The organism is Neisseria sp. P0019.S002, from assembly GCF_051957155.1.
Lineage (GTDB): Bacteria > Pseudomonadota > Gammaproteobacteria > Burkholderiales > Neisseriaceae > Neisseria > Neisseria perflava.
The window spans coordinates 366,781-392,577 of sequence record NZ_JBQCWS010000002.1 but is presented as its reverse complement, the minus strand read 5'-3'; the positions used below and the strand labels follow the sequence as shown (position 1 = coordinate 392,577).

23 protein-coding genes are annotated in these 25,797 nt (G+C 50.9%); 7 read left to right on the top strand and 16 right to left on the bottom strand.

Features of this window, described 5'->3' with window-relative positions:
* Window positions 1-204 precede the first annotated feature (204 nt).
* Window positions 205-1,251 (top strand): N-acetyl-gamma-glutamyl-phosphate reductase, encoded by a 1,047-nt coding sequence (gene argC / locus ACTHTY_RS05230; protein WP_440366661.1) that lies wholly within the window; start codon window positions 205-207, stop codon window positions 1,249-1,251.
* Between the two features lie 76 nt (window positions 1,252-1,327).
* On the opposite strand, the gene ACTHTY_RS05225 is transcribed toward argC, so the two are convergent.
* Window positions 1,328-1,603 carry a hypothetical protein gene (locus tag ACTHTY_RS05225; RefSeq protein ID WP_003680156.1) on the bottom strand — a complete coding sequence of 92 codons (276 nt, stop codon included), beginning with the start codon at window positions 1,601-1,603 and terminating at the stop codon, window positions 1,328-1,330.
* Between the two features lie 261 nt (window positions 1,604-1,864).
* Between ACTHTY_RS05225 and ACTHTY_RS05220 the strand changes: the two genes are divergently transcribed.
* The 3 genes from ACTHTY_RS05220 (at window position 1,865) to ACTHTY_RS05210 (ending at window position 4,033) form a co-directional block, all read left to right on the top strand.
* A complete protein-coding gene (locus ACTHTY_RS05220; protein ID WP_003680158.1) occupies window positions 1,865-2,551 on the top strand; it encodes a S24 family peptidase in 687 nt (228 codons plus the stop codon).
* A gap of 132 nt (window positions 2,552-2,683) precedes the next feature.
* Window positions 2,684-3,022: an iron-sulfur cluster insertion protein ErpA gene (erpA, locus tag ACTHTY_RS05215; protein ID WP_003680162.1), complete on the top strand. Its 339-nt coding sequence runs from the start codon at window positions 2,684-2,686 to the stop codon at window positions 3,020-3,022.
* Window positions 3,023-3,358: 336 nt separating this feature from the next.
* Window positions 3,359-4,033 carry a hypothetical protein gene (locus tag ACTHTY_RS05210; RefSeq protein ID WP_440366660.1) on the top strand — a complete coding sequence of 225 codons (675 nt, stop codon included), beginning with the start codon at window positions 3,359-3,361 and terminating at the stop codon, window positions 4,031-4,033.
* Window positions 4,034-4,113: 80 nt separating this feature from the next.
* Here the strand turns inward: ACTHTY_RS05210 and ACTHTY_RS05205 are convergent, their stop codons facing one another.
* A complete protein-coding gene (locus ACTHTY_RS05205; protein WP_440366659.1) occupies window positions 4,114-6,303 on the bottom strand; it encodes a primosomal protein N' in 2,190 nt (729 codons plus the stop codon).
* Between the two features lie 134 nt (window positions 6,304-6,437).
* On the opposite strand from ACTHTY_RS05205, the gene ACTHTY_RS05200 reads away from it, so the two are divergent.
* On the top strand, window positions 6,438-7,229 hold the full coding sequence (locus ACTHTY_RS05200) for a DsbC family protein (RefSeq protein ID WP_440366658.1): 792 nt from the start codon (window positions 6,438-6,440) through the stop codon (window positions 7,227-7,229).
* Window positions 7,230-7,365: 136 nt separating this feature from the next.
* Here ACTHTY_RS05200 and ACTHTY_RS05195 read toward each other — a convergent pair whose 3' ends face one another.
* From ACTHTY_RS05195 to ACTHTY_RS05165, 7 genes are all read right to left on the bottom strand, one after another.
* A complete protein-coding gene (locus ACTHTY_RS05195; RefSeq protein WP_049337039.1) occupies window positions 7,366-8,049 on the bottom strand; it encodes a 2,3-diphosphoglycerate-dependent phosphoglycerate mutase in 684 nt (227 codons plus the stop codon).
* Between the two features lie 102 nt (window positions 8,050-8,151).
* Window positions 8,152-8,904 (bottom strand): class I SAM-dependent methyltransferase, encoded by a 753-nt coding sequence (locus ACTHTY_RS05190; protein WP_440366691.1) that lies wholly within the window; start codon window positions 8,902-8,904, stop codon window positions 8,152-8,154.
* Between the two features lie 48 nt (window positions 8,905-8,952).
* Complete coding sequence (locus ACTHTY_RS05185; RefSeq protein WP_440366657.1) at window positions 8,953-10,581, bottom strand: sigma-54-dependent transcriptional regulator; 1,629 nt, start codon at window positions 10,579-10,581, stop codon at window positions 8,953-8,955.
* Window positions 10,574-12,160: a two-component system sensor histidine kinase NtrB gene (locus ACTHTY_RS05180; protein WP_440366656.1), complete on the bottom strand. Its 1,587-nt coding sequence runs from the start codon at window positions 12,158-12,160 to the stop codon at window positions 10,574-10,576. The genes ACTHTY_RS05185 and ACTHTY_RS05180 overlap by 8 nt, the downstream gene beginning before the upstream one ends.
* A gap of 70 nt (window positions 12,161-12,230) precedes the next feature.
* A complete protein-coding gene (gene parC, locus ACTHTY_RS05175; protein WP_440366655.1) occupies window positions 12,231-14,534 on the bottom strand; it encodes a DNA topoisomerase IV subunit A in 2,304 nt (767 codons plus the stop codon).
* A 208-nt stretch (window positions 14,535-14,742) separates the two neighbouring features.
* Window positions 14,743-16,065 (bottom strand): MFS transporter, encoded by a 1,323-nt coding sequence (locus ACTHTY_RS05170; RefSeq protein ID WP_440366654.1) that lies wholly within the window; start codon window positions 16,063-16,065, stop codon window positions 14,743-14,745.
* 200 nt (window positions 16,066-16,265) lie between these two features.
* Window positions 16,266-17,309, bottom strand: a complete 1,044-nt coding sequence (locus ACTHTY_RS05165) for a LacI family DNA-binding transcriptional regulator (protein ID WP_440366653.1) — start codon at window positions 17,307-17,309, stop codon at window positions 16,266-16,268.
* A 257-nt stretch (window positions 17,310-17,566) separates the two neighbouring features.
* Here ACTHTY_RS05165 and pgi point away from each other — a divergent pair, with 257 nt between their 5' ends.
* Window positions 17,567-19,213, top strand: a complete 1,647-nt coding sequence (gene pgi, locus ACTHTY_RS05160; protein ID WP_440366652.1) for a glucose-6-phosphate isomerase — start codon at window positions 17,567-17,569, stop codon at window positions 19,211-19,213.
* 226 nt (window positions 19,214-19,439) lie between these two features.
* The gene (locus ACTHTY_RS05155; RefSeq protein ID WP_440366690.1) at window positions 19,440-20,690 is read left to right on the top strand and encodes an AmpG family muropeptide MFS transporter; all 1,251 of its coding nucleotides are present in this window, start codon (window positions 19,440-19,442) and stop codon (window positions 20,688-20,690) included.
* 69 nt (window positions 20,691-20,759) lie between these two features.
* Here the strand turns inward: ACTHTY_RS05155 and hpf are convergent, their stop codons facing one another.
* The 7 genes from hpf to ACTHTY_RS05120 all read right to left on the bottom strand — a co-directional run bounded on the left by hpf (window position 20,760) and on the right by ACTHTY_RS05120 (window position 25,732).
* Window positions 20,760-21,074 (bottom strand): ribosome hibernation-promoting factor, HPF/YfiA family, encoded by a 315-nt coding sequence (hpf, locus tag ACTHTY_RS05150; RefSeq protein WP_004518850.1) that lies wholly within the window; start codon window positions 21,072-21,074, stop codon window positions 20,760-20,762.
* Window positions 21,075-21,123: 49 nt separating this feature from the next.
* Window positions 21,124-22,479, bottom strand: coding sequence for an RNA polymerase factor sigma-54 (gene rpoN / locus ACTHTY_RS05145; protein ID WP_440366651.1), 1,356 nt, complete (start codon window positions 22,477-22,479; stop codon window positions 21,124-21,126).
* A 135-nt stretch (window positions 22,480-22,614) separates the two neighbouring features.
* A complete protein-coding gene (locus ACTHTY_RS05140) occupies window positions 22,615-23,118 on the bottom strand; it encodes an energy transducer TonB (RefSeq protein ID WP_440366650.1) in 504 nt (167 codons plus the stop codon).
* Between the two features lie 183 nt (window positions 23,119-23,301).
* Window positions 23,302-24,036, bottom strand: a complete 735-nt coding sequence (gene lptB, locus ACTHTY_RS05135) for an LPS export ABC transporter ATP-binding protein (protein ID WP_003679854.1) — start codon at window positions 24,034-24,036, stop codon at window positions 23,302-23,304.
* 70 nt (window positions 24,037-24,106) lie between these two features.
* The gene (lptA, locus tag ACTHTY_RS05130) at window positions 24,107-24,637 is read right to left on the bottom strand and encodes a lipopolysaccharide transport periplasmic protein LptA (protein ID WP_004518852.1); all 531 of its coding nucleotides are present in this window, start codon (window positions 24,635-24,637) and stop codon (window positions 24,107-24,109) included.
* On the bottom strand, window positions 24,618-25,199 hold the full coding sequence (gene lptC / locus ACTHTY_RS05125; protein WP_440366649.1) for an LPS export ABC transporter periplasmic protein LptC: 582 nt from the start codon (window positions 25,197-25,199) through the stop codon (window positions 24,618-24,620). Before lptC ends, lptA begins: the two co-directional genes overlap by 20 nt.
* Complete coding sequence (locus tag ACTHTY_RS05120) at window positions 25,196-25,732, bottom strand: KdsC family phosphatase (RefSeq protein WP_063069321.1); 537 nt, start codon at window positions 25,730-25,732, stop codon at window positions 25,196-25,198. Before ACTHTY_RS05120 ends, lptC begins: the two co-directional genes overlap by 4 nt.
* Window positions 25,733-25,797 lie beyond the last annotated feature (65 nt).

Genomic DNA, 25,797 nt, shown 5'->3' with positions numbered 1-25,797 from the left:
ACAAATCAACAGACAAATCGAACCACAAACTGCGTTTTCCAAACGCTCAGGCCGTCTGAAATCCTCTCTCCAATATCGTTAATCCCATATTTCAGACGGCCTGTTTAACCCTCTATTGCAAAGCTTGGCACAAGCACCGCTGACCGACGGCAATTAATTACTATATAATCAAACGCATTGTTACCCCTACAAAGGAGCCACACCATGACCACAAAAATTAAAATTGGTATCGTCGGTGCAACCGGATACACAGGCGTCGAATTGTTGCGCCTGCTCAGCGGCCACCCCAACGCAGAAGTTACCGCTGTTACCAGCCGAAGCGAAGCCGGTATTGCGGTTGCCGACTACTTCCCCAGCCTGCGCGGCATTTACGACCTTGCATTCCAAACGCCCGAAGATGCCGGATTTGACCATTGCGACCTCGTGTTCTTTGCCACGCCCAACGGCGTAGCCATGAAAGAAGCACCATCACTTATCGAAAAAGGCGTACGCGTGATTGACCTGTCTGCCGACTTCCGCATCCTCGACATCCCCACATGGGAACAATGGTACAAAATGACCCATACAGCGCCGCAACTCGTTTCCCAAGCAGTGTACGGTTTGTGCGAACTTTACAAAGACGACATCGCCAAAGCCATGCTGGTGGCTAATCCGGGCTGCTACCCTACCTGCGTTTCCCTGCCCTTATTGCCGCTGCTTCAAGCAGGCCGTCTGAAAGCCAATGCGCCGCTGATTGCCGACTGTAAATCCGGTGTTTCCGGTGCAGGCCGCAAAGCCAGCACCCACGCCCTATTGTGCGAAGCAGGCGACAACTTCAAAGCCTACGGCGTCGGCGGCCACCGCCATTTGCCTGAAATCCGACAAACCCTGTCCGGACTGCAAGACCATGTTTCAGACGGCCTGATTTTCGTGCCACACCTTGTTCCAATGATACGCGGTATGCACGCCACCCTGTATCTGCACCTGCAAGAACATACCGATCCTGAAGCCTTGCTGCGCAAATACTACAGCGAGAGTCCTTTTGTCGATATCCTGCCTTCAGGTTCGACACCTGAAACCCACAGCGTGCGCGGCGCCAACCTCTGCCGTATCAGCGTTCAAAGAGCGCCCGATCAAAATGATGTGTGGATTGTTCTTTCCATCATCGACAACTTGGTTAAAGGCGCAGCCGGTCAAGCCGTGCAGAATATGAACATCATGTTCGGCCTACCCGAAACCACCGGCCTGACTAATGCACCATTGATGCCTTAAGCCATCCTTATTAAAAACACAAGGCCGTCTGAAACTTTGATTGTTCAGACGGCCTTTATCAATTCATTCACAAACATCACTCATACACCACGCCGGCAAGCATTTCTTCTTCATTCAAGTTGCCGTACTGTTGCTCCCAATCGTGGGTAGCTTCCACCATATCGCATTCTTTGGCAAACGCCAGCAGCCTGCCGTCCATCTGATCCAGACTCAAGCTGCCCAAGCGTTCGCATTCCGAAGCCGTCAGATTACCGTCTGCCTCATGCGCTTCCGAAGATCCGAAAGGCAGAGCAAAAAAACCCAGTACCAACGCCAGCAGCACCCAAAAAGTATTTTTACGCGAACGAGTCATTTCACACCTCTCATCATAATCATATAACAGGTTTAAATCAGAAAAACTAAACCAAATAAAATTAAACTAAGAAAAATCGAATAGAAAATTAGAAATATCGATTTATCTAAGACAAAACGAATAATACTAAGAAAAAATAGAATATGCAATACTTTTTCTTAGATGAAGTAATTTTTTTCTTACAATTTTATAAAAACTAAGGTAAAATACACTCAAATCATCCAAACCATATAAAAAACATACCTCCATAAAGGCATAAACATGGATACCTTTAAAGACCGCCTGGCTTTCTTATGGAAAGATGAAGCCCGCCAAGCTAAAATCGCCGCCGACATCGATATGACCATCGCCGGATTCAGCCGTATTTGGAACGAAGGCGGCCTGCCGAAATCGGAAACGCTAAAAAAAATCAAACAGCTTAAAGGCTGCAGCATAGACTGGCTTTTGACAGGAGAAGGTTCCCCCTTCCCTGATTCCGAAGCCCCAAAAGCCACAGCAACCGACACACTGGGCAATCCAGTCGATATAGACGAATTTGTCTTCGTACCGCGTTACGACATCCAAGCTGCGGCCGGACACGGTCAGCTCGTCGGCGATGAACAGCCCATGTTCGCTATGGCGTTCCGACGCTATTGGATTGAAAATTATGTAACGCGTGACATCAAAAACCTTTCCGTTATCTCAGTCAAAGGCGACTCGATGGAAGGCGTGCTGAATGATGGCGACACCATCCTCATCAACCACGGCCAAACCACGCCGCGCGACGGCCTCTATGTTTTGCGCCTCAACGAAAACCTTTTGGTCAAACGCCTGCAACTGATACCCGGCGGCATCGTCAACGTCATTTCTGCCAACGAAGCCTACCCTACTTTTGAAATCGACTTGAAAAACCCGACCGACGACGTTGCCATCATCGGCCGTGTAGAATGGTTTGGCAGAAGCATCTAAATCTGACATACTGGTGCTTGAAATTTCTGCCATGCCCTCCATGTAAGCTGGCAGACCCTGTCTGCACAAACTTGCCTTGACTAACGGTTTGCGCGACAATAGTAAAAATATTCATATAAAAGGAATCACATCATGTCAGACGAAAGCCCTATTATCTTTACTGACAGCTGCTGCACCAAAGTTGCCGACCTGATCGCCGAAGAGAACAATCCCGATTTGAAATTGCGCGTATTCGTCAACGGCGGCGGTTGCTCCGGCTTCCAATATGGTTTTACCTTTGATGAAATCAAAAACGACGACGATTTTGAAATCCAGAAAAACGGCCTGACGTTCTTGGTTGACCCGATGAGCTACCAATATCTGGTTGGTGCAGAAATCGACTACACCGAAAGCCTGCAAGGTTCTCAATTCGTCATCCGCAATCCAAATGCAGAGACAACTTGCGGTTGCGGTTCGTCCTTCTCCGTATAAACAATCCGTTTTTGCCACAAAAAACAGGCCGTCTGTATCTTCAGACGGCCTTTTGTGTGAATTTATTTTAAACAATATTAGATTTACCTTATAATAATAATATCGGGCGTGAATATTTACTCTACAATAGACATAACATTGGACATGCATATTTCCATATAAATAAAAAATTATTGTCCAGCCGATTAACGACACAAAGGCAAACCGTACTTGGTCTGTCTGAGACTGCAGCCTCTGTTCTGGCTCGTATCATAAGCCAAGACAGCTCAAACACAATAACAAAACCTTAGGCTAAACCCATTTGGTTGACGCAGTCGAAATACTCATGGGATATCAATGAGCAAACAAGAAAAATTTTTCGACGTATACGTTTCCTATCCGCCGAACACGGATAAGGAGCGCATCCATGCCTGCCTGTATGACAACCTGCCCGAAAATGAAGCCGAGAGCCTGATTCAAGCCTTGGTCGAGCGTCCGCAAGCCATTGTGGCCGAGAAATGTACCCAAGACGAGCGCGAAAATGCGCAGCATTACTTCAGCTATTTGGGTTTGGACGTGATCGTCCGTCAGGCTATGGAATTGGAAGCGGTTGAAGAAGAGACTGTGTCGGCAGTCAACACGCCCGACCCTATCCAATGCCCTGTCTGCATGACGATTATCGACGAACTCGACGCACAGGAATGTAAAACCTGCCACTTTGATTTAACAGAAAAAAATGAGCTGGCCATCCAGCGCAAACGCATTGAATGGCAGGAAAAAATCTCTTTCGAGCATAAAAAACAAACCGAAATTGCCCACAAGCTCAAATACGAACGTGAGCAGGAAGAGAAAAAGCTGCGCAAAAAAATCCGTGCCGAATTGGAATCCCAATTACGCGAAGAGTTAGGCCAAAATCCTGAGCTGGTCGCACTTGCAGCGAGGAAGAAAACACAGTTTCTGCTTACAATGGCTATCGTATTCGCCGTTTTGAGCCTGCTTGCACTCGGCTATATCGCTGCAAAATTCTTCTAAACTGATTTCAAAACTTAAGACCGTCTGAAAAACAGATTTTCAGACGGTCTTTTATTTCCTTATTGATTGAATCATTTCAATCAAGCCTCTTGCACATCAACGTCCACCGACCATCTGATTTTACCATCGCGGTTTTGCTGCAACACCTGCACCCACAAACTCACGGCGCGGTGCAAATCTTGTCGGGATGTCGATTCAAGAAAAATTTGCGCACGTTCGCGTTCGGCGAGGCGCACCATCAGCATGGGGGCGGCACCAAACTGGGAGACGCTTTCGGGCAAAAGCGGGGCAAGGGTTTCTTTGGCGGCGTTGAGAAATTCCATCGCATCAGCAACACGCGGCGCATCGGCACGGACGGCCGTCTGAAAACCGAAAGGCGGCATGGCGAACATTTGCCGCTCGTTCAATTCGTTTTCGGCAAACACGGCGTAGTCCTGCGCTTTGACAGCAGCGAAAACGGGATGTTCGGGCAGTTGGGTCTGTATCAGCACCTTGCCGGGTTTGTCGGCGCGCCCCGCCCTGCCGGACACCTGCATCAGCTCGGCAAACAGCCTTTCCGGCGCGCGAAAGTCCGCGCTGTACAGGCTGCCGTCGGCGTTCAATACGATAACGAGGTTAAGCCGCGCGAAATCATGGCCTTTGGCGAGCATCTGCGTACCGACCAGAATGTCGATTTCGTTGTCGGCGATGCGGCGGTACAAATCCGCCCAGTCGTTTTTGTGCGCAGTGCTGTCCCTGTCAACACGGACGACGGCAGCCTTGGGCAGGAAGGCGCGCAGGGTTTCTTCGACGCGCTGTGTGCCGTGGCCGACGGCGGTCAGATCTTGGTTGCCGCAGTCGGGGCATTTGTACGGGATGGGTTCGCGGTGGTCGCAGTGGTGGCAGCGCAGTTGACGGGCGCGTTGGTGCAACACCATTTTAGCGGAGCAGTTCGGACAGCCGAAAGTATGGCCGCAGTCGCTGCAAAATAATGCGGGTGCGAAGCCGCGCCGGTTGAGGTACACCAGCGACATGCCGCCCGCCTCAAAATTCTGTTTCAAAAGCTGCAAGGCTTGCGGCGAGAAGCCGTTGTCGAGTTTCAGACGGCCTACATTGAGGATTTCCACTTGCGGCAGTTGCGCGGAAGCATGGGCGCGTTCGGTCAGTTGCAACAGGCGGTAGGCGCCGCTTTGCGCCTTGTGCCAACTCTCCAAGCTGGGCGTAGCACTGCCCAATATGATGGGACAGCCGCTCTGCTTTGCCCGCCACACCGCCAAATCGCGGGCGTGGTAGCGCAATTCGTTGTCCTGTTTGAACGAGCCGTCGTGTTCCTCATCGACCACAATCAGCCCGACATTACCCGTCGGCGTGAACACCGCCAACCGCGTGCCAATCACCAGCTTCGCCTGCCCCAACATCGCGCGAAGATAATCCTGCGTGCGCTTGCCTGCAGCCATCTGGCTGTGCAACACGGCGGTCGGCACGTCGGCAAAACGGTTTTCCACCCGCTTCAAAAGCTGCGGCGTGAGGTTGATTTCAGGCAACAGAAACAACACCTGCCGCCCCTGCGCCAACACTTTCGCCATCGCATCAAAATACACTTCGGTCTTGCCACTGCCGGTAATGCCGTACAGCAAAAACGGCTGAAATTTACCAAAGGCTGTCTGAATTTCATCGGAAGCTTTCTGCTGGTCGGCATTTAATACAAATTCAGAGTGCGAAGCCTGTCCATTGCACGACTCTAAAACGGAATTTGCCGCTTCCGCAGTTTCAATCCAACCCTGTTCCGCCCAATCTTCGATTAATTTCGCCGCCTGCGCGTTCACCTGCTTCAACGCCGCCATCGTCATCCCGCCCGACAGCAGCGCGTCCCACAAAGCCGCTTTTTTGTTGAACCGAGTCGGCGGCGGCGTTTGCGCCCTGCCCGCTTCGTTCAGCGCGTAAAACAGCGGCGGCTGCGGCATTTCCACCGCGCGCGTTTCCTTCAAACCCTGCGGCAGTGCGGCAAACACTGCCTGCCCAGTCGGATAGTGGTAATAACGCGACGTAAATGCCAACAAATCACGCCAGCTTTGAGGCAACGGCTTTTCTTCCATAAAGGCCGTCTGAACGCTCAAAATCCGCGCCGCATCCATATCGGGCGCGATATCCGTTTCCCACACAATCCCGACAACGGTTTTATTGCGGAAAGGCACAAGCACCCGCGTTCCCGGAGGAAGCGGCTCGGAATGGGAATAAGTCAAAAGGCCGTCTGAAAGCGGCACGTTTACGGCAATACGGTGGTAGAACATACAAACAATCAAATCATTTTTTCGTATTTTAACAGCCGAAAGCTATTTTCAGACGATAATTTGAGCCTTAGTACAATGCAGACATGACGGAGGTTTGATACAATGCCTTATTTCAACACACGCAAGTCTCTCGCATGAAAACCAAGTTAATCAAAATCTTAACACCGTTTGCCGTCCTTCCTTTGTTGGCATGCGGTCAACCTGCCGTATCCAATGCCAACGCGGCACCTGCACCGGCTGCCAAAGCGGAAGCGCCTGCCGACAAATCCGTTGCCGTTTCTTTGAAAGCGCGTCTGGAAAAAGTCTATGCCACCCAAGATTTGAAAGTTTTGAGCGTCAATGAAACACCGATTAAAGGCATTTACGAAGTTGTCGTCAGCGGCAAACAAATCATCTATACCGATGCCAAAGGCGACTATATGCTCGTTGGCGACCTCATCAATGTCAACACGCGCCAAAGCCTGACTGAAGAACGCGCCGCCGATTTAAACAAAATCGACTTCGCTTCCCTGCCTTTGGACAAAGCCATCAAAGAAGTTCGCGGCAACGGCAAACTGAAAGTCGCCGTTTTCTCCGATCCGGACTGCCCGTACTGCAAACGCTTGGAGCATGAGTTTGAAAAAATGACCGACATCACGATTTATACCTTCATGATGCCGATTCCAAGTCTGCACCCTGATGCCGCACGCAAAGCCGAGCTGTTGTGGTGTCAGCCTAATCCGACTCAGGCATGGATCGACTGGATGCGCAAAGGCAAGCTCCCAAGCGGAAAAGCAAACTGCGAAAACCCTGTTGCGGAAACCACTTCATTGGGCGAACAATTCGGCTTCAACGGCACACCGACCGTGGTCTTCCCTAACGGCCGCAGCCAAAGCGGTTACAGCCCTATGCCTCACCTCAAAGAAATCATCGAGAAAAACCAGTAATACAGGGTTTAATCTCCATAAAGGACGCTTTACGCGTCCTTTTTTCATGTCGCCCGCCATCAACTGCTTTCAGACGGCCTCGATACTGACAAGTACAAAAAAGGACGTGTCCAACACGTCCTTTTTTCCCTTTACCTTACAGGTAGAATTTTTCAATCACTTTCAGGTTTTCATCCAATTTGTACACCAGCGGCTGACCGGTTGGGATTTCCAAACCCATGATGTCTTCGTCGGAAATGCCTTCGATGTGTTTGGCCAACGCGCGCAGGGAGTTGCCGTGTGCCGCAACCAATACACGTTTGCCGCTCAAGATGGCCGGAGCGATTTGGTCTTCCCAGAAAGGCAGGACGCGCTCGAGGGTAACTTTGAGGTTTTCGCCATCAGGTACGACATCGCTAGGCAAGTTGGCATAGCGGCGGTCGTTGTGGGCGGAGTTAGGGTCTTTAGGATCGAGCAGCGGAGGCAGGGTGTCGTAGCTGCGGCGCCAGATGTGGACTTGCTCGTCGCCGTATTTTTCTGCAGTTTGTTTTTTATCCATACCTTGCAGCTGGCCGTAGTGGCGCTCGTTCAAACGCCATGATTTGATTTGTGGAACAAACAGTTGGTCGGATTCTTCCAAAACGATGTTACAGGTTTTGATGGCACGGGTCAGAACGGAGGTAAAGGCAATGTCGAATTCATAGCCTTTTTCTTTCAGCTTTTTACCTGCTGCTGCGGCTTCTGCCAAACCTTGCTCGCTCAGCTTGACGTCGCGCCAGCCGGTGAAAAGGTTTTTCGCGTTCCATTCGCTTTGTCCGTGACGGATGAATACTAATTCCATGATTGTTTGCTCCAATGAAGTTTGGGAAAAGGTATTTATAGCACACTTTGCCGCCGCGCTGATAACGTCGGCGGTTTCTTTTGATATGTTGCAAATTTGCTTCTAGTCTTCAGACGGCCTTGTCGGAAGGTAAACGTCAAAACGCGTGCTTTTGCCTGTGTATTGATAAGCAGGTTTGCGCCCGTCAAGAAATTCGCCCAAGCGTGGGCGTTTGACGACAATGCGCTTTTTGGCGGTATTCAACGCTGCGTCCAACAACTCGGCTTCGTCTTGTGCCGCGCCGACCAAGTCGTGGAAATAGGCCATTTCTTTTTTCACGGCGGCGGTTTTGCGGCGTTCCGGGTACATCGGGTCGAGGTACACCACATCGGGTCTGCCTTTTTGCGCGGCCAATTTCTGCATTAAATCAACGGCATTGCCGAAGTGCAAAGTAATTCGCTGGGCAATCTCCCGTGTCTCTTCACTTTGTCCTGCCCTGTTGAGGCCGTCTGAAAGTAGACAGGCAACAGCAGGATTTTGTTCAAAAGTTTGTACATTCAAGCCCAACGAGGCAAGCACGAAGCTGTCGCGTCCCAGTCCACCGGTAGCGTCCCAGACAGTCGGTTGCGCAGTATGGTTGACGGCTTTGGCAATCAACTCACCTCCGCCTTTAGTACGCCGGTAATGGGAGGCACCGCCATCAAAATCAACGCGGACACGGCCTTTTTCACCTGCGCGGCACAAGCTGATGCCGCTTTCGTCAGCGATAAGGAAACTGTCTTCTTCAGGCTGCCGGTCGATAACGGTCAGCCCGAACGGCTCGGCAAGGCTGCGAAGTTCGGCAGATGCGGTTTCGTCAAAATAAATCTTGTACATGATGCCCATGTTTCAGACGGCCTTGAAAACTCAGGCCGTCTGAACGTTTTAATTGATGTCCAAGCGTTCCATGCGGTAGCGCATAGAGCGGAAGCTGATGCCCAAAAGCTTGGCGGCTTGGGTACGGTTGTAACGGGTTTGCTGCAAGGCCTGCTCGATGATGCTGCGTTCCACTTGGTCGAGGTAATCCTGTATCTGCATGGTACGCGGATCAAACGGCGGAATGGGGCTGTGATTGAGCGTAGTTTCGCGTGCGTCAGGTTCGGCAATATCGTCAAAGGAGAAGCCGCTGCGTTCAGCCTTAACCTGTGGGGCGTTTTGAATCTGCAAGTCGTCCACTTGTATCACTTGGCCGACCGTCAGTGCGACGGCGCGTTCGAGGATATTCTCCAACTCGCGGAAGTTGCCGGGATAGCTGTAATGTAAGAGGGCTTCTTGGGCTTTGGGGCTGAGTTTATAAGTTTGATTGCCGTGACGGTGTTTGTACAGCAGATACAAAATCAACGCGCCCAAGTCTTCGCGCATTTCGCGCAAAGGCGGCATATGCAGGGAGACTACGTTGAGGCGGTAATACAAGTCCTGACGGAATGCGCCGCTTTCAACCAAAGCTTCGAGGTTTTTATGGGTTGCACAAATAATGCGCACATCCACAGAGGTTTCCCGCGCATCGCCGATACGGCGCACGGCTTTTTCTTGAATGGCGCGCAGGAGTTTAACCTGCATGGCAAGCGGCAAATCGGCAACTTCGTCAAGGAACAAAGTGCCGCCGTCAGCGTGTTGGAAAAAACCTAAACGGTCTTGATCCGCACCGGTAAAGCTGCCTTTTTTGTAGCCGAAAAATTCGCTTTCCATCAGGTTTTCAGGAATGGCACCGCAGTTGACGGCAATAAACGGTTTGTCTGCGCGGTCGGACAGCTCATGAATCGTACGTGCCGCCTGCTCTTTACCCGTACCGGACTCGCCGGAAATATAAACAGGAACAAGGCTGTGGGCCAATCTGCGAATCAGGTGGCGTACTTCGACCATTTGCGGCGAGGTACCCAACAGGCGCGGCATATCGTCCTCGCCTTCCAATATAGGTGCGTCTTGTTGCAGAGCGGGATTGATGCTGCCAGCCGAAAAACGCTCTTTTAAGGAATTGAGCCCTTCCGGAACAGTCAAAGGCCGGTTAAATTCGCTCTGTACGCTCTTAGGAGGCGTAACGACAGGCTTGGCCGGTTGAGGTTCAGGTTTATACAAGGCGGCAGAAACAGGCGCAGGCTGCGATTTGACTTTTTCAGACGGCGTGGGTTCGGCAGTATTGTCTGAAACCGATACTGCCGATTTAACCAATGAACGCAACTGCGACAGCGTAATCGGTTTTTGCAGATAATCAAACGCCCCTGCTTTCAAGGCTTCAACGGCTTGGTCGGCATTGCCGAAAGCCGTAATCACGGCGACGGGCGTGTCGAGCATCAACTCGTCGATGTATTGGACCACCTCGAGGCCGGAGCCGTCGGGCATACGCATATCAGTCAACACCAGCGAATAATCGTTGTTGTCCAGCTTGTCTTTGGCTTCTTCAACACCAGCCGCAGTATCGACGCGCAGACCCATTTTCATCAGGGTCATTTCCATCAGGTCGCGGATGTCTGCCTCGTCATCGACAACCAAAACCGGCTCTTGCAATTTATTCATCCTGCGCTTGCTCCTTCGGTAAAATCAGTTCAAACCCGTTCATTTCAGGGTGATAATGCAGCTGCCCCATATTGGCGTGCGCCAACTCGCGTGCGACGTAAAGCCCCAAGCCGGTGCCTTGTTTTTCGGTGGTGTAAAACGGCTCGAACAGATGGTTTCGCACATCCGGCGGCACGCCTTTGCCGTTGTCCGCCACGACGATGGAAATATGCATCCTGCCGCTGGGGCGGATCAGGACGGTAATGGCGTTTTCGTCCTGACGGCTGTGTCGCCAAGCATTGTTGCACAAGTTCCACATCACTTGCTGCAAGTGCATGGGGTCGACCAATACGGTCAGGTTGTTGCCGTCCATATTCATGCGCAGACAGCCGATGGCATCGGGATTGTTCAAGGTAAATTCCTGCTTGAACTCCAACCAGAATTTCATCAGATTAATCGGCTGGCGGCTGATGTTGTCTCGTTTGTTAAGCAGGGATACGTCTTCCAACATCTTGTCGATGCGTTGGATATTGCTATCGATGATGTTATAGAGCTTGGCCTTGAGCGGATCTGCCTCATCGCCCTCTTGCAACAAATCGCTGGCATGGCGGATGGCAGACATCGGGTTGCGGATTTCGTGGGCAAGGTTGGCAGTCAACTGTCCGAGCGAAGTCAGCTTGGTGGACATGGCCTCCGCAGCCACTTCACGCAATGAGCGGACGTACAACATCAGCAGCTCGGTCTGCTCCTGAATCAGCGGAACGGCACGGACGTGCATGGCGTGTTGGAAAATATGGATATCGGTTTCAAAAGGTTTGTCGGGTTGGCGCTGCCAGCGTGCCACCAGTTCGCCAAACACGATTTCCTGCTGATCGATAATCAGGCTGGGGAAATAGATTTTTGCCTGTTTGTTAAACAGCCACACGCGTTGGGTCGCATCAATCACCACAACCGCTTCCTGTACGCGGTTCAAAACCAAATGGTTCAAGCCGCTGATACGGCGGTAGGCAAGTTGATGGCGGCTGGCGGACTCTGTGGCCTGCTCCAAATAACGGGCGGCAAACGATGTCAGCATCGCCACCAGATAGCCTGCACCGATCAGCATCAAAGAATTCACCATTGATTTCGCGTCCCAATTAAACGAATCGAAACGCATGCTGCCGTCTAAAAACAGGTTCAAAATAAACAACATTGCCGTATAACCTGCATACAGCATGGGGTAATGGCCATAACTGAGCAGACACGACGTGGCGACAAACGGCAAAACCAAAATCCCGAAACCGGAAGCCGTACCGCCGGAGATATACACCAAAACCATCATCATGGTGATGTCGACCACGGCGCTGGCATTGGGCAAATCCAAAGACTGCCACTGCCAGCCCGGGCGGAACACGGAGAGCATAATCAGGAAGAAATACAGCGTTACCCAGATATAAAACTCAACGTCCGGCAACGAAACGCCAATCAGGTTGCCGCCCGTGTAGCTGCCGAAAGCGTGCAAAACCAAAAGCGGTAAGACGATGGCTATTCGGGCAATGTTGATTACACCGGGAATCCGCTCCCTCAGATTACCCAGTTCTTGAAGATTGGCTCTGTTCATAAGTGAACCTTTTTTTATTATCATGCAATGTCGTATAAATTTAATTTATTTAGATATATTTGTTCTTGTTTCAGGACAAACTTTTCAGACGGCCTGAGATTTCCAATACTTTGCCTTTTTTACCGCGTTTGCCGTCAATATCGGCAATACGCAGTTTTTCCTGATGTTCTGCACCGCGTCGGCCGACCGATACAACGGTAAACTCAGGAGAGGTCGTCACCATAATGTGTTCCAAAGATGCACCCTCAGCCAACGACATCAGCTGCAAACCGCGGCCTTTAGGCATGACTTTGAGTTCGCCGATGGAAAACGCCAAGAGACGGTGGTCGCTGCTGGCCAGTACGACTTTGCAGTCGGGATTGATCAGTGAAGAAGCATAGACGGCAACCGGAGGCAGGACGGTTTCGCCACTGTCCACGGTCATGACCAATTTACCCGCTTTCACGCGTCCGACCATATCGGCCAACTTGGTGATAAAACCGTAGCCGCCGTTGCCTGAGAGCAAGTAATGCTGTTCTGGCTGGCCGGTGAGCATGGCGACGGGTTTCGCGCCGTTTTGTAACTCGATTAAGGATGAAACCGGCACGCCGTCGCCGCGTCCGCCAGGGATTTCGGCGGCATCAAGCGTATAGGTTCTGCCCAATGAATCCAGGATGACGACGGGCAAAACCGTGCGGCCTTCGAGGGTTTGTTTGAGACGGTCGCCTTCTTTGAACGCGGTTTGGCTCAAATCAAGGTTGTGTCCAGCACGGCTGCGTATCCAGCCTTTTTCCGACAGAATCAGCGTGATCGGCTCATCGGCGGTAGTTTGCGTCAGCACGGCACGTCCGGCTTCTTCCACCAGCGTGCGACGCGCATCGCCAAACTGCTTCATGTCCGCCTGCATCTCTTTGATAATCAGCTTGCGTTTTTCGTTTTCGTCACCCAAAAGGATATTCAGACGACCTTGTTCTTCGCGCAACTCGTTCAATTCTTTTTCGAGTTTAAACCCTTCCAAACGCGCCAACTGACGCAGGCGGATTTCCAAAATGTCTTCGGCTTGGATTTCGGTCAGCCCGAACGCCGCCATCAAATCGGCCTTCGGGTCGTCTGATTCACGAATGACTTTAATCACTTCGTCAATGTGCAGAAAGACTTTCAGACGGCCTTCAAGGATGTGCAGACGTTTTTCCACTTGGTTCAAACGGAATTTCAGACGGCGTGTTACGGTCACGACGCGGAAATCCAACCATTCCTGCAAAATCGTTTTCAGGTTTTTCTGCGCAGGGCGGTTGTCCAAACCCATCATTACCAAGTTCATGGACACATTGCCTTCCAGAGAAGTCTGCGCCATCAGCGTGTTGATGAAGGTATCGGTATCGATGCGGCTGGATTTCGGCTCGAACACCAGACGCACGGGATGTTCGCCGTCGGACTCGTCGCGCACGCGGTCGATTAAATCCAACATCAGCTTTTTGGTATTGAGCTGGTCTTGGTTGAGCTGCTTTTTGCCCGCTTTCGGTTTCGGGTTGGTTTGTTCTTCGATTTCGGCAAGGATTTTGGCGGAGTTGGCGTTCGGCGGCAGCTCGGTCACAATCACGCGCCATTGTCCGCGCGCCAATTTCTCGATTTCATAACGCGCACGCACGCGCACGCTGCCCTTGCCGGTTTCGTAAATCCGGCGCAATTCGTCCGCCGGCGTGATGATTTGACCACCACCTGCAAAGTCGGGGGCGGGAATATATTGCATCAGGTCGGCGGTTTCCAGCGTCGGTTTCTTCAACAGTGCAATCGCCGCCTGCGTGACTTCGTTCAAATTGTGCGACGGAATCTCGGTCGCCATACCCACCGCGATGCCCGACGCGCCGTTGAGCAACACCATAGGCAGGCGGGCGGGCAGGTGCAGCGGTTCGTCAAACGCGCCGTCGTAGTTAGGAACGAAATCCACCGTCCCCTGATTGATTTCGGACAACAGCAATTCCGCAATCGGCGTCAGCCGCGCTTCGGTGTAACGCATCGCCGCCGCCCCGTCGCCGTCACGCGAACCAAAGTTGCCGATGCCGTCGATTAAGGGATAGCGCAAGGTAAAATCCTGCGCCATGCGGACCATCGCTTCATAGGCAGAACTGTCGCCATGCGGGTGGTATTTACCCAAAATCTCGCCAACCACGCGCGCCGATTTCACCGGCTTCGCTCCCGCCGTCAAACCCATATCGCGCATGGCAAACAAAATACGTCGTTGTACAGGCTTTTGGCCGTCTGAAACTTCAGGCAGCGCGCGGCCTTTGACCACGCTCATGGCGTATTCGAGATAGGCGCGTTCGGCATATTGACCTAACAGCAGGTAGTCTTCGCCGACAGGAGATGGGCTTGGAGCGGAAATGTGTTCTGTCATCAGGATGGTAAAACGAAATAAATTAAAGAAGGATATTGTAAAGCAAAATCGGTAGTCATAGCCAATTTGAGTGATGAACGGTAGTGCAACGACAATAAGGCTTACCGAATCAGGTCTGCAAATGAAATCCGTTTCGACAAAAAAGGCCATCTGAAACCATTTCATGTTTCAGACGGCCTTTTCATTTTGGTTTTAAATCAAAACTTCGTTATTCTGCAGTAGCCGGTTTGGCCGCAGTTTTAATGGTTAAGGTCAACGCGGCGGCAATGGCCAGGGAAACACCGGCAAAAGTCATCGCGTTGGCAGGGTTTGAACTCAAGAAGGTTTTGTACACCCAGCCGAAAGATACGGTTTCAATCAACATTGGAATCACAATCATCATGTTCACAATACCCATGTACACGCCGTAACGTTCTTTCGGAATAGAACCGACCACAATCATAAACGGCACGCCCATCATACTTGCCCAACCGACACCGAAACCAATCATCGGCGCAAACATCAGGTATTTATTGCCGATATGAGGAATGGTGAGCAAGGCCAGCGCGGCAAGGGTTACGGCAAAGGCGTGAACATATTTGGCGGCGTATTTGCGCGCCATCCACATCAGGCCGAAGGCGGAGATAAAGGTTACCACGTTGTAAAAACCGTTTACCAAACCGGTCCATGCAACCGCTTGACTATATGCTTCGGTATTTTCAACAGTCGAATCCCAAACGGATTGGACGATACTGTGGGAAATATATTGCCAGTAGATGAAGAGTGCGTACCATTGGAAGAGATACACCAAGGCCAGTTGCCATAGGGCAGTCGGCATTTCGCGGACAGCAACGATAATATCTTTAACGGCATGGGCCGGACCGCTCGGCTGGGCTTTAATGGCCGCCATTTCTTCAGGGCTGGGCTCGCGTTCGGCCGTTGATAAAACGGTAACCAAAACCGAACCGATGGAGCAGACCGCACCAATATAAAACGAACCGAATACCCAATACGGAATGCCCGCTTCGGAAGTTTGTTGCAACCAGCCGATTTGTTGGAAGATGTAGAGGGAAACGTTGGCCAGGGTAATACCCAAACCGGTAAACACAGACTGCATCAAGAAACCGGTGGATTGCTGGTGTTCAGGAACGGTATCGGCAATAAAGGCACGGAAAGGTTCCATTGCCGTGTTGTTGCTGATGTCCAAGAGCCACAGCAGCAATACAGCCACCCATAATGCGGTAACGTGCGGATAGATAAAGAGACAGAGGCTGCAACCGATGGCGCCAATCAAGAAATACGGGCGGCGGCGACCTAATCCCGGCACCCAAGTGCGGTCACTCATCGCACCAATCATCGGCTGCACCAGCAAACCGGTAATCGGACCTGCCATATTCAAAATCGGCAACTGGCTCGGGTCGGCATGAAGAAAGCTGAAAATCGGATTAATCGCAGTTTGCTGCAACCCGAAGCTATATTGAATACCGAAGAAACCGAAGTTCATCAGCATAATCTGGCGAAGTGTCATCGCCACTTGTGGGGAGATTTTCATAGGAAGGCTACTCCTGGGTAATAAACTATGGAAACAACAAACTCCAATTTCAGCGGTATGACGCTTTTATTGTATTTGGGCTGCCCTTTTTACTGAAGCAACTCCGTTTTCAGACGGCCTTTATTTTGACCGTTTACATGAATCTTATTTTGATGTGTGTTTGTGTTGTTTAAAGCTTATTATTTTCAGGCCGTCTGAAACTATTTATTAATCACAGACTGACGCCAGATGGTTTCCCCAACGACCTTGACTGGCTGAACCGCACCGGCCGGGTGTTCAATATGTCGAAACAGCAAATCCGCCGCCATCGCACCCATACGCAGATACGGCAGCTCGGTGCTGGTCAACGGCGGAAACAGCGTTTCCGCAATCGCACTGTGATTATCGTAGCCGGCAACGGAGACTTGCTCGGGAACCCGTACGCCGCGCGTCCTCAAAATCCCGTACACGCGCACTGCCATTTCATCATTACCGCAACAAATTACCGTCGGCGGAAGCGGCAAAGACAGCAGCTTCAAAATAGCCGAAATCAAAGACCCGCTGTCGTTGCTGAAGTCAGGATAGCCAGTTTGCACCAAATCAGGATCGAAGACAATATCCGCATCAGCCAAAGCACGGCGGTATCCGGCCAATCTCAATCTCGTCGCTTCCACGCCCGGCTGCAAAGTCACATAAGCAATCCGTTTGTGTCCGCTTTGGATAATCCGGCGCACCAAGCCATACTGCCCTGCTTCGTCATCCGGCAAAACCGACGGCGTACCTGCCAAATCAAAACAGTTGACCAACACCATCGGGCAACGGTTGGGCACTTCCGGCAGCAATACTTCCTGATGGAAACCTGCCACATATAAAATCCCCTCGGCACGATGCTCCATAAAGGTACGGATCAGCGGCTCCATCTGACCGGGCTGACCTGGCTTATTGTCGATGTCAGCAATCATCAAAATCTTGCCTTGTGCGCGAATCTTCTGCTGAATGCCCTTAATCAAGAACATATCCGGTATGCCGTGCCCGCCCGTATTCTCGCCCGTCCGCGAAATAGCGCCGGTAATCAGACCGACCAATCCGGAACGGTGTGACCGCATAATCCGCGCCGCAGAAGACGGGATATAGCCCAAAGCAGCAATCGCTGTTTCTACTTTGGAACGGGTTTTATCACTGACCGGCGCATCGCCGTTAATCACCCGGCTGACCGTCTTGGGAGATACCCCGGCATAAGCAGCGACATCATAAATTGTAGCCATCTTACGGAACCGTCCCGACAAGATTTCAATAATGTTACATAGGATAACACAGCAGACATCGGTGTCATACCCCCTTTTTTACAGAAACTTGATGATAATCAACCGTTTCTATTGCATTTTGCATACATTTCTTAAACAAAACCGCCCACGCCATCTCCCAAAACCTGTTCAAATTTGTTAAACTACAAGCCACTACAAAAAAGCAGGAAATACCTATCTATCCTGCTTATTTTACCGTTACATACTAAGGAAACGAGATGTCCATATACTCAGACGCATGGCAGGCTTTGGAAGCCCATCATGCCGATACTCAACACGTTACCCTGCGCGAACGCTTCGCCGCAGATGCCGAACGTTTCAACAATATGCACGAAATTCTGCACGGTTTGTTATTTGATTACAGCAAAAACCGCCTAGATGAAAACACCCTTGATTTATTGTGCCAACTGGCCGAAGCGGCCGATTTGCCACAATATATGCAGGCCATGAGCAGCGGTGAAAAAATCAACACCAGCGAACACCGTGCTGTCCTCCACACTGCCCTACGTCTGCCTGCCAATGCCAAACCTGTTTACGTCGACGGCGAAAACATCGTGTCCAAAGTTCATCACGAACTCAACCGCACCCTCGAATTCGCACGCCAACTTTTAGACGGCACCCACGCAGGCATTACCGGCAAACCCATTACCGATTTGGTTCACATCGGCATCGGCGGCTCCGATTTAGGCCCGCGCATGGCCACACAGGCGCTGCAGCCTTATTGGCAAAACATCCGCGTCCACTTTGTCAGCAACTCCGATGATGCCGACCTGACCCAAACCCTTCTCGGCCTCAACCCCGAAACCACCGTATTCAGCATTGCCAGTAAATCATTCCGCACACCGGAAACCCTGCTCAATGCCTATGCGGCGCGTACTTGGTACCGTGATGCAGGTTTGCCTGATTCCGGCATCTACCGCCACTTCTGCGCCATTTCCGCCGATGTGGCCGCAGCCCAAAACTTCGGTATCTCCCCCGACAAAGTTTTCGCCATGTCCGACTGGGTCGGCGGCCGCTATTCCGTCTGGTCGCCCATCGGCCTGCCACTGATGGTTGCCGTCGGCGAAAAAGCGTTCCGCAAAATGCTGGCCGGCGCGCACGCGATGGATACCCATTTCTTCGAGACACCATTCCGCCGCAACATTCCCGTCCTGATGGCGCTCATCAACGTTTGGTACAACAACTTCCAACATTCAGACGGCCAAACCGTTGTCCCATACAGCCACAACATGCGCCTCTTTACCCCGTGGCTCAACCAGCTCGATATGGAAAGCCTCGGCAAACAGCGTACTTCAGACGGCCAACCCGTTTCCTGCACCACCGGCGGCATTGTCTTTGGTGATGAAGGTGTCAACTGCCAACATGCCTACTTCCAGCTTCTACACCAAGGTACGCGTCTGATTCCCGTTGATTTCATCGTCCCCATGACCACAATCTACGGCAACCACCGCCAACACCGCTTTACCGTTGCCAATGCCTTCGCCCAAGCCGAAGCGCTGATGAAAGGCAAGACCTTAGACGAAGTACAAATCGAATTGGCCACCCTGCCCCAAGACGAACGCGACCGTCTTGCACCGCAAAAAGAATTCCCAGGCAACCGCCCGAGCAACAGCCTGCTTATCGACAGCCTGACGCCTTTCAACCTCGGCATGCTGATGGCGGCCTACGAACATCGCACCTTCGTTCAGGGTGTGATTTGGCGTATCAATCCCTTCGACCAATGGGGCGTGGAATACGGTAAAGAGCTGGCCAAAACCATCGAACCCGAACTCGAACGCGGCACGCCGGCACACGACAGCTCCACCAACGGTCTGATTGCCTTCTACCGCAACTGCAACGCAGCATCGAAGGCAGTCCGAAAATAAAATATCCGTAAAACAAACATATCTGCCTGTCTTACGGACATTTCAAAAACCTATCAGCTTGTTCCAACAAAAGGCCGTCTGAAACTTTATCCATTCAGTTTCAGACGGCCTCTTGTTATTCTATAAAAATAACAGAAGTTCATTCGCCATATCCCCCATCTTTGCTACAATATCCCTTTTCTTTTTTATTGATTCCACTATGACCACCGCACCCCAAACCAGCACTATGCAGCGAATTTTCTCGCGCAAAATGCTGATCTGCATTTTCACAGGCTTCACTTCGGGGTTGCCGCTTTATTTTCTGATCAACCTGATTCCAGCATGGTTACGCAGCGAACATGTTGATTTGAAAACCATCGGCCTGATGGCACTTATCGGGCTGCCTTTCACTTGGAAATTTATCTGGTCTCCCGTCATTGATTTGGTCAGATTACCTTTTTTAGGACGGCGACGCGGTTGGATGCTGGTTACGCAAATTGGTTTGCTGCTGACCTTGCTCATTTACGCCTTCCTAAATCCTGCTCAGCATTTATATGTAATTATGGGCTTATCGTTGGTGGTCGCCTTTTTTTCTGCCAGCCAAGATATTGTATTGGATGCATTTCGCCGCGAAATTTTGTCAGATGAAGAATTAGGCTTGGGCAACTCTATCCACGTCAATGCCTACCGTATCGCCGCTTTGGTACCTGGTTCGCTCAGCTTGATTTTGGCCGACTTGATGCCTTGGCACAACGTATTCATCATTACTGCACTATTTATGCTGCCCGGTCTGCTGATGACCCTGTTTTTAGCTAAAGAGCCTGACATTCCACCATCTGTGTCGCGTACATTTGCCCAAACGGTTTCCGACCCTTTTAGTGAGTTCTTCTCCCGCAAAGGAATCAAACAGGCCATATTGGTATTGCTGTTTATCTTTCTCTACAAACTGGGCGACAGCATGGCGACTTCCCTGGCAACGCCGTTTTATCTGGACATGGGCTTCAGCAAAACCGACATCGGCCTCATTGCCAAAAATGCCGGCCTGTGGCCTGCTGTCATTGCCGGTATTGTAGGCGGTATTTGGATGATAAAGCTCGGTATCAACAGGGCTTTGTGGGTTTTCGGCGTAGCCCAATGGGTAACGATTCTAGGCTTTGCCTGGCTGGCGGGTTTCGGTAAATTTGAAACCATTACCCTGACGGAACAAATGATGCTTGCCGCCGTGATTGGTGCGGAAGCAGCAGGTGTAGGCTTGGGTACGGCGGCATTTGTCGCCTATATGGCCCGTGAAACCAATCCTGCTTTCACGGCCACACAATTGGCCCTCTTTACCAGCCTGTCAGCTGTTCCCCGTACATTTATCAATGCTTCGGCAGGCTATCTGATTGAAGCGATGGGTTACTTCAATTTCTACTGGCTGTGTTTCGCTTTGGGCATACCGGGTATGTTGTTGCTGTTTAAAGTGGCACCGTGGAGTGGCGAAAAAGCAAACAATTAAACTCTTCTTTAAATCCTTAAAAACAAAAGGCCGTCTGAATGTTCAGACGGCCTTTATCATACAAAAGCTTTATTCGGCAGCAGGTTTGACAGTACTGCGGACATCGCCGCTTTTTTCTTTATGTTTCAAAACAGCACGGTCGAGCTTGTCCATCAAAACATCAATCGCGGCATACATATCCTGTTCAATCGCTTCAACGTGCAAATCTTTGCCTGCCAAATGCACATCGGCTTCAGCTTTCTGGCTGACTTTTTCCACCGAGAGCGTGATGGTCACGGAAATGATGTTGTCGGCGTGGCGACTGATTCGTGCCAACTTGTCGGAAACGTAGTTTTTGATGGCTTCGGTAACATCAAAATTCAGACCGGTGATTTTCAGATTCATGATACAGCTCCTTCGGTTGATTAGTCCGTCAAAACGGATCGGAATATATCTACTCGGTAAATTTTCGTTTGTGTGCCGGCGGGATGTCTAATGATTCTCTATATTTAGCAACTGTACGTCTGGCAATTTCAATGCCGCGTTGTTTTAATAATTTGACGAGGGCCTCGTCCGAATAGGGTTTGCTGCTGTCTTCACTTTCAATCAGCTGGCTTAATACGGCTTTGATTGCGCCTTGGCTGAACCCTTCGCCATCATCGTCGGCATTGACTGCCTGTGTGAAGAAATAGCGTAACGCAAACAGGCCGCGCGGGCAAGACAAATATTTCTGGTTGGCGGCGCGCGAAATGGTGCTTTCCGCCAAACCCAATTCGGCGGCGGCATCTTTCATCAGCATGGGCGACAGGCCAATTTCGCCGAAGATGAAAAAATCTTCCTGATTTTTGACAATATACTCGGCAAGGCGGAGGACTGTGCTTTTGCGCAGCTCCAAAGAATCAATGCGCTGCTTAGCCTCGTTGATTTTTTCCTTCCACTCCGGTGCGCCCTCTTCCGCTGATTTCATCAGATCGCAATACTCCTGATTCAGCCGCAGCTTCGGCCAAGCCGCCTCATTGCTGATGACTTCCCAGCCGTCCTTGCCCTCTTTGACCCAAACGTCAGGCTGAATATAAGGCGTGGGCGTAGCGGAGGCAAAGCCGTAGGCCGGATAGGGATTGAGCCCGGCAATCATATCGAGCGCGGCTTCTATGGTTTCGCTGTCGGTATCGGGATAGAGTTTGCGGAAACGCAAAACGTTTTGTTTGCGGTTTTTGCCTAAGTCTTGAAGCGAACTTTGCACCAAATGCGCGGCCATTTGTCTAGCCGGAGAAGCCGGCAAACGCATTAATTGCAGCATGAGCGACTCGGTCAAGTCGGCCGCAGCCACGCCGGGCGGATCAAAGGTTTGCAATACATCCAGCGCGTTTTGCAGGACCTCTTCGTCCAGCATCCATTCTAACGGCGTGTGGTCGATGATTTCTTCGAGACTGTCGGTGAGGTAGCCTTGTTCGTTCAGAAAATCAATCAAGACGTGAACATAGGCCGCTTCCACTTGCGAGAGCGGATGCTCGCACACTTGGGCATGCAGATAGTGTTTGAAATCCTCTTCTTCGGCGATGTTGCTCCAAATATCTTCGGCATCGTCGCCGCTCAACTGCTGACCTGCACGCGGCATGGTGACGGCACGGTTGAGCCCGCTATCGGCAAACTCATCGGTTTCCGGACGCTCAAGCAGAGGATTGTCCAACAACCAGTCTTCCACTTCGCGCTCAAGCTCAAGACCCGACATCTGCAAGATGCGCAAAGACTGCTGCAGCCGCTGGTTGAGCTGCTGGGTCTGTTTGAGTTTAAGGACGAGTGAAGACATAATGTTTGATAGTAAATGTGCTTTATGGATTTCAGACGGCCCGTCAGATACAGGCCGTCTGAAAGTATCAAATATATTGTTTATATATTGGATGATTATTTCAATATATTATTCTTTTATCAACCGATAAATGAATTATTCAACAGTAGAGATGGTTTCTAACGGTAAAGCAAACGTAATAGGCAGAACAAAAACCATGGCAACAGGCTTCCCGCGATAGGTAGCGGGTTGAAATTTTGTCTTCAAAACTGCTTTTCGTCCTGCCGCATCTAAACGCGGGGACCCACTACTCTTTTGTATCCATACAAATGCTTTGCCATCTATATTGATAAAGACATTTAATACTACAGTCCCTTCCTCGCCATTCTCTGTAGAAAGCTGTGGATAAGGTGGGGGAGCAACTTGGACAGGTTTCGTCTTTATCTCTTCTTTGAATCCATTTGGCACAGTATAAAAGAATCTGAATTTTTTAAGGCTTTCCAGTGTCTTACAATCCGTTTGTTGGGTTTTCTGATTATAAGTACACTCTTTATAAGGCTCGACTTGTTTTGGCAAACCTACTTCTTGAGCAAGTTTCAACAATTCCAGCGCATCCACTTCCCAATGGAGGCTTTTTCCCAGCTTACCTTCTTTATCCACGATAGCTGTCGCCGTTACGATACCGGTTATCGGCTTGCCATTTTTATCTATCACGCCTTAGCGCACACCCATATCCTGCCATGACTGTTCGGGCATGGCATGCACGGCAGTAGCTGCCAAAACGGCAAAGGAAGACAAAAAAATTCGTTTCAACACAGATACACCTTTTCAGACGGCCTAAACTCAATATTTGAAGTTTTCACCCAAATAAACCGAACGGACTTGTTCATTGTTGACCAAATCATCCGGCTTGCCTGAAGCCAATACCGTACCATCACTGATGATGTAGGCACGGTCGCAGATGCTGAGGGTTTCGCGCACGTTGTGGTCGGTAATCAATACGCCGATACCGCGTGATTTGAGGAACTCGATGATTTTCTGAATATCGATGACGGCAATCGGGTCAACGCCGGCAAAAGGTTCGTCCAACAAAATGAAACGCGGCTGCATGGCCAACACGCGCGCGATTTCGACACGGCGGCGTTCGCCACCGGACAAAGACGGCGCAGGGTTGTTGCGCAGGCGTTCAATGTTCAAATCGGCCAACAGTTTTTCAAGTTCGGCATCAATGCGGCTTTTGTCTTTCATGCTGATTTCCAAAATGGCGCGGATATTTTGTTCCACGGTCATTTTGCGGAAAATCGAGGCCTCCTGCGGCAGATAGCCGACGCCGAGGCGGGCGCGTTCGTGAATGGGCAGGTGGCGCAACTCTTGGCCGTCCAACATTACGCTGCCTGCATCGGCGGCAATCAGGCCGACTATCATGTAAAAGCTGGTGGTCTTACCCGCGCCGTTGGGGCCGAGCAGGCCGATGACTTCGCCGCTTTCGATTTCAAGGGAGAAGCTTTTGACGACTTGGCGTTTTTTGAAACTTTTTTGCAGGTTTTGAACCACAAGACGGCTGTTGTTTGCGCTCATATTCTGTTGACTTTCGATATTGACCTCAGGCCGTCTGAACCTTTTTCAGACGGCCTTTTTGTGTGTTTTCTTATTTGTTTTTCTGCGTACTGGACGGCTGGATAACAACGCTGACGCGGCCGGATTTGGCGGCGGATTTCACACCGGATTTGGCGCTGCCGTTGATGGTGTAAACCTCGGTTTTGGTGTTGTAAGTGATGACCGCACCTTCGGCCACATCGCCGCCGCGCTGTACTTTGGCATTGCCGGACAGAGTAACGAGGTTGGCTGCGGAAGAATACATGACGGTATTGGCTTGGCCGTTGACTACGCCTTTGCCGCCGTCCAACTCTTGGCTGAATTTGACGGGCGAGCCGGTGGCTTTCATCAACTGCTCGCTTTTGTCGTTACGTGAAACGGTTACGCTGCCAGCACGGATATTGAGCGTGCCTTGTTTGATGATGACATTGCCGGAAAAGGTGGTGCTTTGGTTGTTTTGGTCAAGCGAGCCTTGGTCGGCTTCGATTTGAATCGGCTGCTTGCTGTCGCTTTGCAGGGCAAAGGCCGGGCTGGCGGCAAAAACGGCAACAAGGGCTAAGGTTTTACAAATTTTTTGTATCATAAATTGTGGCTTTCACTTTGGAAGGGAAATTCAGCAAACCGGTTTTGTGATCATAAGTCATGCCGTTTGCCTGACCGCTAGACTGTCCGTATTGGAAAGTAACGGGGCTGTCGGTATGGGCGTATTGCGCTTCGGTATCGACATTCAAACGTTCGGTTTTGACGATGCCGGCCAAACGCTTGGCATCTGCCGCTTTGTTTAAGACGACATTTTGTTCAAAAACGACTTTTTTGTTTTGAATATTGTACGCGGCCTTATCGCTGCCGACTTCGTACAGCAGGCTGCCGTCGCGGTAAAACGAAAGATGCGGTTTGTCCAAATGCACGTCCGCGCTATTCGGATATTGGACGGCATCGGCCGCGCTCAGGTTTTCTTTCAGACGGCCTTCTTGGTCAAAACGTTTGCCGTTGATGCCTTTCATCGAATATTGAGGCTCATTCGGATTGAGGACGACTTCTTCGACCTGCACTTCGCTGATGCGGCCGAGCCACGCCGCCAATGCGCCGAGTGAAACGGCCAACACCAGCGGAAAGGCGATTCCGTAACGCCATCTGATTTTCATCGTACATACTCTTTCAAAGCAGGTTCAAGCGTACCTTGCGCCTGCATAATCAAATCGCACACTTCACGCACTGCGCCTGCGCCGCCGGAACGTCGGGTTACATAATGGGCGTATTGCAAAGTAAACCAATGCGCTTCAGGGACGGCAACCGCCAATCCGCAACGCACCATCACAGGCAAATCGACAACATCGTCGCCGACAAAGGCGCACTCATGTTCCTCCACACCGGCCTGTTCGCGCAATTGGGCGTAGGCGGCACGTTTATCGTGAATGCCTTTGAAGTAATAGTTGATACCGAGCTGCTTCACGCGGATACCGACGGAAGGCGCATCGCGGCCGGTAATAATTGCAGTTTGCACACCGCCGGCCTGAAGCATTTTCAAACCGTGTCCGTCCAAAGTGTGGAACGATTTGATTTCTTCGCCGTTGTCACGGATAAAAATGCGGCCGTCGGTCAAAACGCCGTCCACATCCAGTATCAGCAGTTTGATACCTAAAGCGCGTTGTTGCAGGTCGGAAGAGAGGTTTTGCATAAGGTTTCCTTATTTCAGACGGCCTATTCTAGCATAAGGCCGTCTGAAAACGTTTTTGCCGTCGA

Coding starts and splice junctions, on each gene's coding strand:
- ACTHTY_RS05225 (WP_003680156.1), bottom strand. CDS start 1,603: ATGACTCGTTCGCGTAAAAATACTTTTTGGGTGCTGCTGGCGTTGGTA.
- argC (WP_440366661.1), top strand. CDS start 205: ATGACCACAAAAATTAAAATTGGTATCGTCGGTGCAACCGGATACACA.
- ACTHTY_RS05165 (WP_440366653.1), bottom strand. CDS start 17,309: ATGGCTACAATTTATGATGTCGCTGCTTATGCCGGGGTATCTCCCAAG.
- ACTHTY_RS05120 (WP_063069321.1), bottom strand. CDS start 25,732: ATGCAAAACCTCTCTTCCGACCTGCAACAACGCGCTTTAGGTATCAAA.
- pgi (WP_440366652.1), top strand. CDS start 17,567: ATGTCCATATACTCAGACGCATGGCAGGCTTTGGAAGCCCATCATGCC.
- ACTHTY_RS05190 (WP_440366691.1), bottom strand. CDS start 8,904: ATGTACAAGATTTATTTTGACGAAACCGCATCTGCCGAACTTCGCAGC.
- hpf (WP_004518850.1), bottom strand. CDS start 21,074: ATGAATCTGAAAATCACCGGTCTGAATTTTGATGTTACCGAAGCCATC.
- erpA (WP_003680162.1), top strand. CDS start 2,684: ATGTCAGACGAAAGCCCTATTATCTTTACTGACAGCTGCTGCACCAAA.
- rpoN (WP_440366651.1), bottom strand. CDS start 22,479: ATGTCTTCACTCGTCCTTAAACTCAAACAGACCCAGCAGCTCAACCAG.
- ACTHTY_RS05200 (WP_440366658.1), top strand. CDS start 6,438: ATGAAAACCAAGTTAATCAAAATCTTAACACCGTTTGCCGTCCTTCCT.
- ACTHTY_RS05185 (WP_440366657.1), bottom strand. CDS start 10,581: ATGAATAAATTGCAAGAGCCGGTTTTGGTTGTCGATGACGAGGCAGAC.
- ACTHTY_RS05220 (WP_003680158.1), top strand. CDS start 1,865: ATGGATACCTTTAAAGACCGCCTGGCTTTCTTATGGAAAGATGAAGCC.
- lptC (WP_440366649.1), bottom strand. CDS start 25,199: ATGAAAATCAGATGGCGTTACGGAATCGCCTTTCCGCTGGTGTTGGCC.
- ACTHTY_RS05180 (WP_440366656.1), bottom strand. CDS start 12,160: ATGAACAGAGCCAATCTTCAAGAACTGGGTAATCTGAGGGAGCGGATT.
- ACTHTY_RS05170 (WP_440366654.1), bottom strand. CDS start 16,065: ATGAAAATCTCCCCACAAGTGGCGATGACACTTCGCCAGATTATGCTG.
- ACTHTY_RS05210 (WP_440366660.1), top strand. CDS start 3,359: ATGAGCAAACAAGAAAAATTTTTCGACGTATACGTTTCCTATCCGCCG.
- ACTHTY_RS05195 (WP_049337039.1), bottom strand. CDS start 8,049: ATGGAATTAGTATTCATCCGTCACGGACAAAGCGAATGGAACGCGAAA.
- ACTHTY_RS05205 (WP_440366659.1), bottom strand. CDS start 6,303: ATGTTCTACCACCGTATTGCCGTAAACGTGCCGCTTTCAGACGGCCTT.
- lptB (WP_003679854.1), bottom strand. CDS start 24,036: ATGAGCGCAAACAACAGCCGTCTTGTGGTTCAAAACCTGCAAAAAAGT.
- ACTHTY_RS05155 (WP_440366690.1), top strand. CDS start 19,440: ATGCAGCGAATTTTCTCGCGCAAAATGCTGATCTGCATTTTCACAGGC.
- lptA (WP_004518852.1), bottom strand. CDS start 24,637: ATGATACAAAAAATTTGTAAAACCTTAGCCCTTGTTGCCGTTTTTGCC.
- parC (WP_440366655.1), bottom strand. CDS start 14,534: ATGACAGAACACATTTCCGCTCCAAGCCCATCTCCTGTCGGCGAAGAC.